The sequence below is a fragment of the Arsukibacterium sp. MJ3 genome (assembly GCF_000987765.1).
In the GTDB taxonomy this organism is placed as follows: Bacteria; Pseudomonadota; Gammaproteobacteria; order Enterobacterales; family Alteromonadaceae; genus Alishewanella.
The window spans coordinates 1-12,975 of the sequence record NZ_LAHP01000013.1 but is presented as its reverse complement, the minus strand read 5'-3'; the positions used below and the strand labels follow the sequence as shown (position 1 = coordinate 12,975).

Below are 12,975 nucleotides of genomic sequence, written 5' to 3'. Positions count from 1 at the left end.
AAAGGGAAACGCATGGCGGGTTATTTTGCAATATTTTTAGTGTTACTTACGCTGGCCAGTGGCTTAGTGTGGCTGCTCGATGCTTTGGTGCTGGCACCAAAACGTAAAGCACGGCTGGTGTTAGCGCAAAATAGCGCCGGTACTCAGTTAACACATGATGCCACCGACAGCTTGTTAAAAGAGCCGGCATTGGTGGAAACGGCAAAGTCTATTTTTCCGGTAATAGCGGCTATTACCTTGTTTCGATCGTTTTTATTCGAGCCGTTTCAAATTCCCTCCGGGTCAATGATGCCCACCTTATTAGTCGGTGATTTTATTCTGGTAGAAAAGTTTTCTTATGACGTAAAAGACCCGGTATGGCGCAAAACGTTGTATCACAATAAATTACCTGAGCATGGAGATGTTGCGGTATTTAAGTACCCAGAGCAGCCAACGGTAGACTATATTAAGCGCATTGTTGGATTACCCGGCGATCGGATTATTTATCGTGACAAGCAACTGTATATTGATAAAGCCTGCACTGGCGGCCAAACGACAGGGTGCGGCACGCTGGAGCGAATTGGCTTGGAGGATATTGCCGATAATCAGTTTTTCCAGGGGCGGTTGCCACAACGCCGATACCGCGAAGCGCTGGGCGAAAATGGCCATGATATTTTAGTTACGCCAGGTGCCATAGAGCAACTGCGGGGTTTTTATCAACAGCAGGGTACTGCCATTGATGAGTTTATCGTGCCAGCGGGGCATTATTTTGCGTTGGGTGATAATCGTGATAACAGTCGGGATAGCCGGTTTTGGGGCTTTGTACCCGCCGATAACCTGGTTGGGAAAGCGGTATTTATCTGGATGAGCTTTGAATTTAGTGACGATCCGACAAGCTGGTTACCTGGCTGGGTGCCGGTGGGCGTGCGGTTTGAGCGCCTGGGTAAAATTGAATAAGGTGCGCTGATGTTACAACCGGTTAAGCCGTTAATGCAAAAACTAGGTTACCAGTTTGTGCAACCTGAATTATTGGAGCAAGCGTTAACTCATCGTAGTTGTAAAGGGAAACATAACGAGCGGCTGGAGTTTCTTGGCGATGCGGTATTGGGGCTAATTATTGCCCAAACGTTATTTAGCCAGTTTCCACAAACCCGCGAAGGTGATTTAACCCGCATGCGATCTGCCTTGGTTAAAGGCGTAACATTAGCTGAAATTGCCCAGGAGTTAGCCATTGCGCAATACCTGCGTCTAGGCCCGGGCGAGCTAAAAAGCGGTGGCCATCGGCGCGAGTCTATTTTGGCTGACGCGCTGGAAGCGATTTTAGGTGCTATCTTTTTAGACAGCGGTATGGAGGCCTGTCGTGAGCGGATCCTCGATTGGTTTGGTGAGCGCTTAAACCACATTGCGCCTGGCGAGCAGAAAGACTCTAAAACGCTGCTGCAGGAACATTTACAAGGCTTGCGGTTAGCGTTGCCACTGTATGACGTTATTGCTACAGAAGGCGAAGCGCATAAACAAACCTTTACCGTGCGCTGCACGGTACCTGGCCTTAAGCCGATTACTGCTTCAGGCAGTTCACGGCGTAAAGCTGAGCAAGATGCCGCTAATGCGGCTTTGGAACAGATTAAAAATGAACGATAAACCTACGCCTACCACCCATGCTGGTTTAGTGGCGATAGTTGGCCGGCCCAATGTTGGCAAATCTACCTTGTTAAATAAACTGGTGGGTCAAAAAGTTAGTATTACCTCAAAGAAACCGCAAACTACCCGGCACCGCATTGTCGGTATTGATACCGTTGATAATTATCAGACGGTATATGTCGATACTCCGGGGTTACATATTGAGGAAAAGCGGGCGATTAACCGACTGATGAATAAAGCGGCTGCCAGCTCTATTAACGATGTTGAATTGGTGCTGTTTGTGGTGGAAGGTACCCGCTGGCATGATGATGATCAGATGGTGTTAAACCGACTGATTGCCTCGGGTAAGCAAGTGGTATTGGTGGTGAATAAAGTCGATTTATATAAAGATAAATCGGAGTTGTTGCCGCACTTACAGTGGTTGGGCAGCCAGCTTAATTTTGTCGATATTGTGCCGTTGTCGGCGGAAAGTGGTGACAATGTTGCAGCATTACGTAGCGTTGTGCATCGGCATTTACCGCTGTGCGAGTTCTATTTTCCAGAAGACTATATCACCGATCGTTCACAGCGCTTTATGGCGGCAGAAATTGTCCGCGAAAAACTCATGCGCTTTCTTGGTGATGAATTACCTTACTCAGTAACCGTAGAAATTGAACGGTTTAAGTGGGAAGAAAAGCATTTTCACATTGCGGCTTTGGTATTAGTTGAGCGCGAGAGCCAGAAGCGGATGGTGATTGGTAATAAAGGCGAGCGCATTAAAACCATTGCTACCGAAGCCCGGTTAGATATGGCGGCAATGTTAGAGCAGCCGGTGTTTTTGCAGGTTTGGGTAAAAGTTAAGTCTGGTTGGGCAGACGACGAACGTGCACTGCGCAGCCTTGGCTACGGCGAAGATTAAAGACCCGGAGGCTTAGCCCATGCAGCCGCTGTGTCCTGCTTATATTCTGCATAGCCGGCCGTTTCAAGACAATAAACAGCTGTTACAATTATTACTGCCAGAGTTAGGCCGGGTGTCAGCGGTTATTCGAAAGCGTCAGGGCAAACAACGTTTTGCCTTGCAACCCTTTCAATTAGTAACCGTGGCGCTTACCGGCCGCAGTAGTCTTAAAACTGTTACCACTTTAGACGAGCTGGCCCCGGCCAATCGCTTTGTTGGCAAGTTTTTGTTTAGCGCGCTGTATCTTAATGAATTAGTTTGCCGGCTGTGGCCGGCTGATGTCGGTTCAGAGCAATTATTTGGTTATTATCAACACAGCCTGACGGCATTAAACCTAGCCCAACAACAGCCAGTGTTACTTGAACCTTGCTTACGCGAATTTGAATTTGCCTTGTTAAGTGAACTGGGTTTACCGGTAGATTGGCAACATGATGCCAGTGGTTTGCCTTTAGATCCCAGCCAGTTATATGCCTGGCAGCAACAGCAGGGCTTTGTGGCCGTCAACAATGGTTGGCCTGGCACCGCACTGTTAGCCATTGGTCAGTATGACTGGCAACACAGTGCAACCCATAGAGTAGCCAAACAATTAAGCCGCCAGTTATTGGCGCCTTTGCTGGGTGATAAGCCATTGAGTAGCCGCGCCTTGTTTAGCGCCCAATTTTAATTAAGAACGGACATTAAAAGCGTTAATTTAGCCGTGTCATTCAGCATTTTGATCCATAAAATCTTTTATAACGTTAATTGACAACTTTAAGCCGGAGCCATTATGAGCCCTATTTACCTTGGTGTTAATATCGATCACGTAGCGACCTTGCGTCAAGCTCGCGGAACCTGTTACCCGGAACCTGTGCATGCCGCGTTAGTGGCCGAGCAGGCTGGTGCCGATGGTATCACCGTGCATTTACGTGAAGACCGGCGCCATATTATTGACCGCGATGTTTTTATGCTGCGGCAAAGCCTGACCACCCGTCTGAATTTTGAAATGGCGCTTACTGATGAAATGCTAAGTATTGCCGGCCAGTTGAAACCTCATTTTTGTTGTTTAGTGCCAGAGAAACGCCAGGAGCTGACCACCGAAGGTGGATTGGATGTTGCCGGGCAGCTAAGCCGGATGACTGAAGCCGTGACGCAGTTGGCGTCTGACAATATTTTGGTATCGTTGTTTATTGATGCAGATAAACTGCAAATAGACGCCGCAGCAGCGGCGGGTGCGCCTTTTATTGAAATACATACCGGCCGTTACGCCGAAGCCACAGATAGCAAAGTACAGCAGACTGAGCTTGCCAGAATAGCAGACGCTGCTGCGTATGCCGCTTCGCTTGGCATTACCGTTAATGCCGGGCATGGCTTGCACTACCATAACGTGCAACCGATAGCGGCAATTCCTCAGATGTACGAATTAAATATTGGCCATGCTATTGTTGCCCGCGCCCTGTTCAGTGGTTTAGCCGCTGCCGTGACTGAAATGAAAAGATTGATGGTAGAGGCGCGTGGTTAATGGCCATTGTGGGGCTTGGCACTGATATTGTAGAAATTAGCCGGATTGAGCAAAGCTTAGCGCGCACGCCGGGCCTTATGCAGCGTGTACTTACTGCCACTGAGCAGCAGTGCTTTGCCAACCATACGCTTGCCAGCCGTTATTTTGCCAAACGGTTTGCGGCTAAAGAAGCCGCAGCCAAGGCTTTGGGTACCGGCATTGGTCGGGGAGTGTCGTTTCAGCATATTGAAATAAGCAATGATAAGCTGGGCAAGCCAGAGCTTTGTTTTACTGGATATGCTGCACAAAGGGCAGCAGAGCTAGGCGTAAAGCACTGTTGGTTGTCGATAAGCGACGAGCAGGCTTATGCCATCGCCACCGTTATTCTGGAAGGGTAACCCGGTCCAGCCAGTCGGTGTCGAGCTGGCCTAATGCCGTTAATATGTCATCCAGCTCAAATAACTCTGGCTCTAGCCGGGTTAAACTGGCGCCGGTTTTTAGTTGTGTTTCCAACGTTTCAACCAGCTTGGTTAAACTCGGTACGCCGGTATAACAACAGGCACCATGTAATTTATGAATTAACTGTAATAGCTGCTCTGGGTTACTGGCGCTTAACGCCGCACTAATTTGTTGCTGCGTTTCGGTTAAGCTGTTAAGTAGCATTTTTAACATCTCTTTCGCCAGTGCGGGTTTGCCAGCAGCGCGTTGCAGCGCAATTTTCCAGTCGATCAGGCTGTTATTGCCACCTGTTGGTTCTATTATTGCGGTGCGCGAGCCACTAAGTTGGCTGCTATGCTGGCCAATTAAAGGACAAAATTCTTGCAGTGTGAAGTGCAGCATTTTTTCATCCAGTGGTTTACTTAAAAATTCATTAAAGCCCAATGCTAGCAGCCTGGCACGCTCACCGGCAACCGCGTGCGCGGTTACTGCGACAATCGGCGTATGTTCGTTTAACGAACTTTGTCGTATGCGCTGGCAGGCATTAATGCCATCCATTACTGGCATATTAATATCCATAAAAATAATGTCATAGACATGCTGTGTGGCTTTTTGCCAGGCATCCGAACCATTGGTGGCTGACTCAAGATGTTCTACCAACTCGGTCAGCAGAGTATTAATCAGTTTCAGGTTAGCGTCGTTGTCGTCTACGGTTAACACTTTTAAGGCCGCTTTAGGCAGCGCCACCGGCAGTGGCAGGTATTTAGCCTGGTCTAGATAAGGCTTGGCCAGGGCCAGCGCTAATTTACGCTGGTGGGTTGGTTTTGGTAAGCAGGCATTGGCACCTGAAGCTAGCATCGCCTCGCGTAAATTAGGCGATAAGGTATTTACCAACAAATAGGTATGCTGGCAACTGGGCCGAATTTGCTGCACCAGACCAATCACCAAATTAACCTGGTTAATAGCAATGGCCCGGCCAATTAACCCTATATCATAATGCTGACCATGGTTCAGTGCTTGCTGCAACTGGCCTTTAGTGGCGCAAGCGGTGACTTGTAAACCCCAGCTATGCAGCAAGTTAAGGGTGGCTTCACGCGAATATTGCTGCGGTTCAAAATACAGGACACTTTTGCCATCTAATACATCGATGGGCAGCGGCTCTGCTACCGACAAGTGATAGCGCTGACATTTAACGGTAAACCAAAACGTTGAGCCTTCTGCCGTTTTACTCTCGAAGCCGATATTGCCGCCCATGGCCTGTACCAGGCGCTGCGAAATCATCAGGCCTAGGCCTGAACCGTTATGGTGGTCGGTTGGCTCACTGCTGGTAAAACCCTGAAACAGCATATTTTGCTTTTCTTCACTGATGCCGCGACCGGTATCCTGCACTGAGCTGTGTAAAATTAACTGATCTTCATTTAACAACGTAGCGCTGACCCGAATAACGATACTGCCGTGCTGGGTAAACTTAATGGCATTACCGGCTATATTCATTAGTATTTGAGTTAAGCGCCCCGGATCGGCAATAAGATCATCCGGGCAGCCATTTTCAATAGCGATAACCAGTTCCAGATGTTTATCAAAGGCATTAGCCGCTAATAACTCGGTAGCATCGTTTACTACATCGCGCAGTGAAAACGGCTCGGGGTTAATCGACATGCGGCCTTCTTCCAGCTTGGAAAAGTCCAGCACATCATTCACCAGATGCAATAAGCTGTTAGCTGATTTCTGAATAGTGCTAAGGTAATCATGTTGGTTAGCGCTAAGCTGTGTTTTCAGTAGTTGGCGGGTAAAACCAATAACGCCATTTAGTGGGGTTCGTAATTCATGGCTCATTTTAGCCAGAAATTCTGATTTTTGGCGGTTTTCTTCCAGCGCCTTGCGCCTTGAAAAGTCCAGTTGGATGTTTTGCACTTCAAGCTGCTCCATACTGAGCTGCAAATCACTGGTTACCTGTTCAATATTATGCTGCATTTCCTGTTCAAGTGATGCCAGCTGCTGGCAAAGTTGATTAACACTGTGCTGCACCTGATCAAGTTCTTTAATACCTGACACGTTTTGTTGTTGTTGATAATGTCCGGCTTGTAATTGTTGTACCTGCTGTTGTAAACGGTGAAGTACCGGCTGAATTTTTTGGCGCAGCCATTGGCTTAGCATTACGCACAGCATAATAACCGCGGCCACTAACATGGCAACATGCAGCTTATAACGTTGTTGTTGGAGTAAAATTTGCTCGTTTTGCAAATGTAGTACTAAATAGGGGCCTGCAGCGGGTTGGTTGCTGTCTGGTAATAATGACTGATAAAGCAATAACCCCTGGCTAAAGGGCACCAGCCCGCCAACACTAGCCGTGTCGTCTGTGTTAAACGTGGGATATTCTGTCGCTTTAAGTTGCGGATTACTGCTGGCAAGTAGTGTGGCTTGCTGGTTAAACAGTACAATGTTGCTGATAACCGGCGAGTTAAGACGGTGGCTGGTATTTAACAGGGCTTGTATTGCAAGCATGTTATTGTCGGCTAATAATATCTCACTATTAATGGCTAAAGGTACGGCGATATTACGGGCTTGTACTGCTAAATTGTGGTGCAGCTCCACCGATTCCCGGTAGACGAAATAGCTGCCCAAGCCAACGCTGGCCAATACCGCCGGTAGCAGGGTGCACAGTAATATCCAGTAGGGTAAAGCAATTTTCGTCATTCGCACCAAGGCTTGTTGCAATGCTTACGGGCTAGCCCATAATGACACAACATTTTCTAATTGCCTACATGACAGAGCACTGATGGTAACACTATATAAAGCAAAGGCTAAAGCCAGCCTGAATAAGGCCACACTCACTCTGGACATTCATGATACTGATTATGAAGTGCATGGTTTGAGCCGCTATAAGCAAAAAATTGTTTTTGTAAGTGGTGCGCTTAACGGTGAAAAAGTTCAGGTGCAGGTACTTGAAGATAAACCGGGTTTTCTGAAGGCTCGTACTGTTAAGGTGCTTAAGGCAGCTGCTTGGCGACAAATTCCTTTTTGCCCGCACTTTACACAGTGCGGAGGGTGTCAGTTGCAGTATCTGAATGCTGATAACCAGCGGCAATTAAAACAGCAAGGGGTAGATCAGCTGCTACGCCACCAAACCGGCTTGGCTAATTTACCCTGGCAGCCGATGCTTATTGGGCCAGATAAGCACTATCGGCGTAAAGCCAGGCTGGGAGTGTGGTTTGACAAAAAAACCAAACAGCTAAGTGTTGGCTTTCGGGCCACTGGCAGCAACACAATCATGCCAATCAGTGAGTGCAGCATGCTAAGCCCCCTGTTAGCGCCGGCGCTGCAAGTGTTACCGGCGGCGATCCGTGCCTTGCCTGATCCGAATAGTGTTACTCATATCGAGTTATTAGAAGTAGGGCCACGGCCTTATGTGGTGGTACGGCACGTTAAGCCGCTAACGGCTGAGCAGCAACAGCGTTTTGTACAAAGTTGGCCAGAGGCCTATTTTTTAGGTGATGATGGCAGTGCCGACTTGTTACTATGGCAAATTGATACACCGATAGCGGCGTATACTCTGCCAGAGCAAAATATTACCCTGCAGCTTGAACCAGCAGATTTTATTCAGGTAAATGCGCTTGTTAACCAGAAAATGGTAACACAAGCGTTGGCGTGGTTAGCCGTTAATGCCGATGACACTATTCTTGATTTATATGCCGGTATAGGTAATTTTAGTCTGGCACTCGCCAAATATGCTAAAGCAGTGCAGGGCGTTGAAGGCGTGGCTAAAATGGTGCAGCAAGCGCTAATTAATGCTAAGCAGAATGGTCTGACTAATGTCAGTTTTGCCCGGGCCGATTTGCATTTGCCCTGGCCCGATGCGCCCTGGCGCCAGCAGCGCTACACTAAAATTGTGCTTGACCCGGCGCGGGCCGGCGCGCAGGGTGCTATAGAGCAAGTGGTTAAGCTCAAAGCGGCACAAATATTGTACGTGTCGTGCAACGCTGCCACCTTTGCAAAAGATGCTAAGGTGTTACTTGCTAATGGTTACCAGTTGCAAAAACTGGCCGGGGTAGATATGTTTCCGCATACCAGTCATCTGGAACTGATGGCATTGTTTTGCCTGCCAGCAAAAAAATAAGGAGTTGCCATGGTTAGGGTTCGTCAATCACATAGTAGTGGCTATCATGGCGGCGACACGCTGGAATGGCTGTGTTCGCTGGGATTGACTGAAAAGAAAATCAGCGCCTTACTGCAGTGCGGTTTATGGTTAAAGCAGCAGGGGTTGGATGACAGCATTGCCCAAGTTCGTACCGGTTGGGAAATGGTAGAAATTCTGGCAGATTTGAAAATGGACCATGACTCGCTGCTGGCCGCCTTATTGTTTCCGGCGTTTGATGCCCATTTGCTAAAGGCCCCGACACTTGCAGATGAGTTTTCGCCGACCGTTATTGTGTTATTGCACTCGGTGCAGCAAATGGATGCCATTCGCACTATTCCCACCGGCGCTAATCAAAGTGTTAACCCGCAGCAAGCCGATAACCTGCGAAAAATGTTACTGGCGATGGTAGAAGATGTGCGGGCCGTGGTGTTAAAACTGGCGGCTCAAATTTGCTATTTGCGTGATGTTAAAGACAGTGATGAAGAAACCCGGGTGCTGGCCGCGAAGGAAACCAATGCCATTTTTGCACCATTAGCCAATCGATTGGGTATTGGGCAACTTAAATGGGAACTGGAAGATTTAGCGTTTCGGTATTTGCACCCCGGCGTGTATAAACAAGTCGCCAGCTTACTGGAAGAAAAACGACTGGATCGCGAACAATACATGCAGGATTTTGTGGCGGCAGTGCGTCAAAAAATGCAGGACGCCAAACTTGCAGTAGAAGTGTATGGCCGGCCGAAGCATATTTTCAGTATTTGGAAAAAAATGCAAAAAAAACAGCTGGATTTTGAGCAGCTGTTTGATATACGCGCAGTGCGGATTATTTCTGAACGGGTGCAAGATTGTTACGGTGCACTTGGCGTGGTACATACTGGCTGGCGCCATTTGCCGAAAGAATTTGATGACTACATTGCCACCCCCAAACAAAATGGATACCAGTCTATTCATACGGTAGTGCTGGGGCCGCAGGGCCGGCCGGTGGAAATTCAGATCCGTACCCGGCAAATGCATGAAGACGCCGAGTTAGGGGTTGCTGCGCATTGGCGCTATAAAGAAGGCGCCGTGGGTGGTAATAAAGTGGTGGCTACCGATGAGAAAATTGGCTGGCTGCGTAAATTACTGCAATGGCAGGAAGACGTAGTTGATGGTACCGACTTAGCCGAAGAGTTACGCACTCAGGTGATTGAAGATCGGGTGTATGTGTTTACGCCAAAAGGCGATATTGTAGATTTGCCAATAGGGTCAACCCCGCTCGATTTTGCCTATTATGTACATTCTAATGTTGGTCATCGCTGTATTGGGGCAAAAATCACCGGTCGCATCGTACCTTTTACTTATCAATTAAAAACCGGCGATCAGGTGGAAATTTTAACCGGCCGTGAACCTAACCCCAGCCGCGACTGGTTAAACCCCAATTTAGGCTATTTAAAATCTAGCCGCGCCCGCTCTAAGGTGCAATATTGGTTTCGCTTACAAGACCGCGATAAAAACCTGGCGGCCGGTAAAGAGTTGCTGGACACAGAACTGAGCCGTTTAAACCTTGTTATGGACTACCCAACCAAAGTGCTTAGTCGCTTTAATGTAAATGCCATGGATGAGTTGCTGGTGGGGATTGGCGGTGGTGAAATTAAAGTGACCCAGGTGGTGCATTTTATTCAAAGCCAAAGCGGTAAGCTTGAGCTGCCAGAAATTGACCCACGGTTAAAAACCAAGCCTTTACCGTCAACGAAAACCCAAAGCGATGTAGTGGTGCAGGGCGTGGGTAACCTGCTAACCCATATGGCAGGGTGTTGTCTGCCGTTACCGGGTGATGCCATTATTGGTTATATTACCCAGGGGCGTGGCATTGCCATTCATCGAGATGATTGCGACCAATTTAAAACGCTGCAAGATGGCCATCCAGAGCGGGTAGTGGATGCCACCTGGGGTGATAAATACGCCTCGGGCTATGAGGTAGACATTCGCATTGTGGCGCATGACCGCAACGGCTTATTGCGTGATATCACCAGTATATTGGCCAACGAGAAAGCCAACGTTACCAAAATGAGCAGTAGCTCTGATATTAAAGCGCAAACTGCGGTGATTAATATGACATTAGAGCTGTATAACCTTGACTCGCTTAATAAGCTTTTGAGCAAAATTAGCCAGATAGACGAAGTGGTTGAAGCCAAGCGGTTTCATCATTAGCCTTTATAAAAGAGAGCAATGTGTCAGATAATATTCAGCGCCTTTTAACGATTATGAGCCGGTTGCGCGACCCACAAACTGGTTGCCCTTGGGACCTAAAACAAAGCTACGCCAGCATAGTGCCCTATACCTTAGAAGAAGCCTATGAGGTAGCCGATGCTATTGCCCGTGATAGCTTTGACGAGTTAAAAGACGAGCTGGGCGATTTATTGTTTCAGGTGGTGTTTTATGCGCAAATGGCCAAAGAAGACGGCCGCTTTCAGTTTGACGATTGCGTAGCCGCTATTTGTGACAAATTAGAACGCCGCCACCCGCATGTGTTTGGCGAGCTTGCAGTTGACGCCCCTAATGCAAGCGAGGCTAACAATGCAGAAAAAGTACTTAAAAATTGGGAAGCACTAAAAAGTGTTGAACGTAAAAACAGCGGCCAGCATAGTGTACTGGACAATATTCCGCAGGCCATGCCAGCACTTAGCCGCGCCTATAAACTGCAAAAACGCTGTGCCAATGTCGGTTTCGACTGGCCAACAGTAGACGGCTGCTGGGATAAAGTAAAAGAAGAAATACTAGAAGTAGAGCAAACCGAAACCGGCAGCCCGGAACTGGCAGAAGAGCTGGGCGACTTAATGTTCGCTTTAGTAAATGTAGTACGTAAGCACAAACTTGACCCCGAAGCCGTGTTACGTGCCGCTAACAGCAAGTTTGAAAAACGTTTTCGCGGTGTTGAGCAGTTATTAGCTGCCCAAAATAAAAGCCCGCAGCAAAGTAACCTGAATGAAATGGAAGCACTGTGGCAGCAGGTAAAAGCTAATAATCGGTAATACGTTAGACGTCACGCTAGTTTTGCATCTTGAGCTATTTGTTAAATAAAGGTATTAATTGTTTATTTATTAATTTTTTATCGATAGGGTAAGGCTCTGTCCATGGAGGGTTTATGTCACAGTCTTATGCGTTTTTATTTATTGGGTGTAATGGATGCGACTGAAGGTAAAAGCTGGTGTAGTTATAAACAGTTTAAAACCATTTCCTTACGTGATTATCTGAATGGACATTTTAGTCATTTAAGCGAAGCGCAGATGCAACTAAGGGCTGCAGTTGTGATTGAAAACGCATTAATTGAACTGAATAAATGTAAAGAAAATTTATGAAACCAAGTTATGCAATCCTCAAGAAAACCATTACTCTGCTGACGACATGAATCCTAGTTATGTTGGTGCAATTGCTGCTTATCAGGAAGTTGGTTATGACATTAATGAGTTAATTAAACAAAACTCTGGGTATGTTAATACTTGCGCTTTGCGTATGAGTATTGCTTTGCTTAAATCAGGCGTACAGTTTACTGGGCGTTTGAGAATTAAAGCTGGGGAATTAATCGGTAAGAGTTTTGAACCTGGTGCCAAGTTATTAGCCGATCAGCTCAAGCGAGAAAGTGTGTTTGGAATGCCAACACTATTAAATCGGGAAAATGCATTAAAGTATTTGGTTGATAAGAAGGGTGTAATACTGTTCTGGAAAATAGACGGCTATAACGGCGGACATATTGATCTTATCGAGAGCAAAACCAGTGCCCAGGTATGCAACTCAGCTTGCTACTTTGCCTGTAAAGAGATTTGGTTTTGGCAGCTGAATTGATTGGGATAGTATAAAACGAGGGGATAACAACTTCTTTTGATATAAAACAGCTAAAGCTTCCTGGCTGGATTGAACAGCTGCTGGCCACACAAGATAAAAGCCCGCGGCAAAGTAACCTGGATGAAATGGAAGCACTGTGGCAGCAGGTAAAAGCTAATAGCGATACTGAACGGTAACCATGTTATGGCCAGTAACGTGCTGTAAAAAATACGATAACATAAGCGATACCTCCTAATATAAATATACATGTGTACATATACAGTAGTTGATGAATTTATTGTAAACATGTAAATCGCAAGTTTAAACCACGCTTTCCCCAAGCTGTTCCTATACACCTTACAAAAACCGGTTGATTTACCGATGGTTATTAGATAATGTATTTTTTTTACAAAAGATAGAATGGAATTTACACTGTGTGAAAGCGTGGACGTTCCAAACTAATAAGCTGTTATGGGTAAAAATAAAATGCGTTTAGTGGCAGGCGTAAGCTGCATTTTGTATTTACCGCTCCTTTTTGCAGTGTATTTTTATGCATTTTAAACATAA

At 46.8% G+C, this 12,975-nt stretch carries 12 protein-coding genes; 11 read left to right on the top strand and 1 reads right to left on the bottom strand.

What is annotated here, in order from left to right:
• Positions 1 to 12: 12 nt before the first annotated feature.
• From lepB to acpS, 6 genes are all read left to right on the top strand, one after another.
• Positions 13 to 936 carry a signal peptidase I gene (gene lepB, locus VT06_RS10715; RefSeq protein ID WP_046554303.1) on the top strand — a complete coding sequence of 308 codons (924 nt, stop codon included), beginning with the start codon at positions 13 to 15 and terminating at the stop codon, positions 934 to 936.
• A 9-nt stretch (positions 937 to 945) separates the two neighbouring features.
• Positions 946 to 1,620, top strand: coding sequence for a ribonuclease III (gene rnc, locus VT06_RS10710; RefSeq protein ID WP_046554302.1), 675 nt, complete (start codon positions 946 to 948; stop codon positions 1,618 to 1,620).
• Positions 1,610 to 2,518, top strand: a complete 909-nt coding sequence (gene era, locus VT06_RS10705) for a GTPase Era (protein WP_046554301.1) — start codon at positions 1,610 to 1,612, stop codon at positions 2,516 to 2,518. Before rnc ends, era begins: the two co-directional genes overlap by 11 nt.
• Before the next feature lie 19 nt (positions 2,519 to 2,537).
• Complete coding sequence (gene recO, locus VT06_RS10700; protein WP_046554300.1) at positions 2,538 to 3,221, top strand: DNA repair protein RecO; 684 nt, start codon at positions 2,538 to 2,540, stop codon at positions 3,219 to 3,221.
• 102 nt (positions 3,222 to 3,323) lie between these two features.
• Positions 3,324 to 4,055, top strand: coding sequence for a pyridoxine 5'-phosphate synthase (gene pdxJ, locus VT06_RS10695; protein ID WP_046554299.1), 732 nt, complete (start codon positions 3,324 to 3,326; stop codon positions 4,053 to 4,055).
• Entirely contained in the window at positions 4,055 to 4,432 is a 378-nt protein-coding gene (acpS, locus tag VT06_RS10690) for a holo-ACP synthase (RefSeq protein ID WP_046554298.1), read from the top strand. The genes pdxJ and acpS overlap by 1 nt, the downstream gene beginning before the upstream one ends.
• On the opposite strand, the gene VT06_RS10685 is transcribed toward acpS, so the two are convergent.
• Positions 4,416 to 7,169, bottom strand: a complete 2,754-nt coding sequence (locus VT06_RS10685) for a response regulator (protein WP_046554297.1) — start codon at positions 7,167 to 7,169, stop codon at positions 4,416 to 4,418. The two genes, acpS and VT06_RS10685, sit on opposite strands and share 17 nt — an antisense overlap.
• 82 nt (positions 7,170 to 7,251) lie before the next feature.
• On the opposite strand from VT06_RS10685, the gene rlmD reads away from it, so the two are divergent.
• From rlmD to VT06_RS10660, 5 genes are all read left to right on the top strand, one after another.
• Positions 7,252 to 8,589: a 23S rRNA (uracil(1939)-C(5))-methyltransferase RlmD gene (gene rlmD, locus VT06_RS10680; RefSeq protein WP_046554296.1), complete on the top strand. Its 1,338-nt coding sequence runs from the start codon at positions 7,252 to 7,254 to the stop codon at positions 8,587 to 8,589.
• 9 nt (positions 8,590 to 8,598) lie between these two features.
• The gene (gene relA, locus VT06_RS10675; protein WP_046554295.1) at positions 8,599 to 10,797 is read left to right on the top strand and encodes a GTP diphosphokinase; all 2,199 of its coding nucleotides are present in this window, start codon (positions 8,599 to 8,601) and stop codon (positions 10,795 to 10,797) included.
• Between the two features lie 20 nt (positions 10,798 to 10,817).
• Positions 10,818 to 11,618: a nucleoside triphosphate pyrophosphohydrolase gene (gene mazG, locus VT06_RS10670; protein ID WP_082122500.1), complete on the top strand. Its 801-nt coding sequence runs from the start codon at positions 10,818 to 10,820 to the stop codon at positions 11,616 to 11,618.
• A 102-nt stretch (positions 11,619 to 11,720) separates the two neighbouring features.
• A complete protein-coding gene (locus VT06_RS10665; protein ID WP_046554294.1) occupies positions 11,721 to 11,945 on the top strand; it encodes a Rap1a/Tai family immunity protein in 225 nt (74 codons plus the stop codon).
• A 46-nt stretch (positions 11,946 to 11,991) separates the two neighbouring features.
• Positions 11,992 to 12,429 carry a T6SS effector amidase Tae4 family protein gene (locus VT06_RS10660; RefSeq protein WP_046554293.1) on the top strand — a complete coding sequence of 146 codons (438 nt, stop codon included), beginning with the start codon at positions 11,992 to 11,994 and terminating at the stop codon, positions 12,427 to 12,429.
• The last annotated feature ends 546 nt before the right edge of the window (positions 12,430 to 12,975 follow it).

Bases quoted from the DNA above. Each gene is read 5' to 3' on its own strand.
- lepB (WP_046554303.1), top strand. From the start codon at position 13: ATGGCGGGTTATTTTGCAATATTTTTAGTGTTACTTACGCTGGCCAGT.
- rnc (WP_046554302.1), top strand. From the start codon at position 946: ATGTTACAACCGGTTAAGCCGTTAATGCAAAAACTAGGTTACCAGTTT.
- era (WP_046554301.1), top strand. From the start codon at position 1,610: ATGAACGATAAACCTACGCCTACCACCCATGCTGGTTTAGTGGCGATA.
- recO (WP_046554300.1), top strand. From the start codon at position 2,538: ATGCAGCCGCTGTGTCCTGCTTATATTCTGCATAGCCGGCCGTTTCAA.
- pdxJ (WP_046554299.1), top strand. From the start codon at position 3,324: ATGAGCCCTATTTACCTTGGTGTTAATATCGATCACGTAGCGACCTTG.
- acpS (WP_046554298.1), top strand. From the start codon at position 4,055: ATGGCCATTGTGGGGCTTGGCACTGATATTGTAGAAATTAGCCGGATT.
- VT06_RS10685 (WP_046554297.1), bottom strand. From the start codon at position 7,169: ATGACGAAAATTGCTTTACCCTACTGGATATTACTGTGCACCCTGCTA.
- rlmD (WP_046554296.1), top strand. From the start codon at position 7,252: ATGGTAACACTATATAAAGCAAAGGCTAAAGCCAGCCTGAATAAGGCC.
- relA (WP_046554295.1), top strand. From the start codon at position 8,599: ATGGTTAGGGTTCGTCAATCACATAGTAGTGGCTATCATGGCGGCGAC.
- VT06_RS10665 (WP_046554294.1), top strand. From the start codon at position 11,721: ATGGAGGGTTTATGTCACAGTCTTATGCGTTTTTATTTATTGGGTGTA.
- VT06_RS10660 (WP_046554293.1), top strand. From the start codon at position 11,992: ATGAATCCTAGTTATGTTGGTGCAATTGCTGCTTATCAGGAAGTTGGT.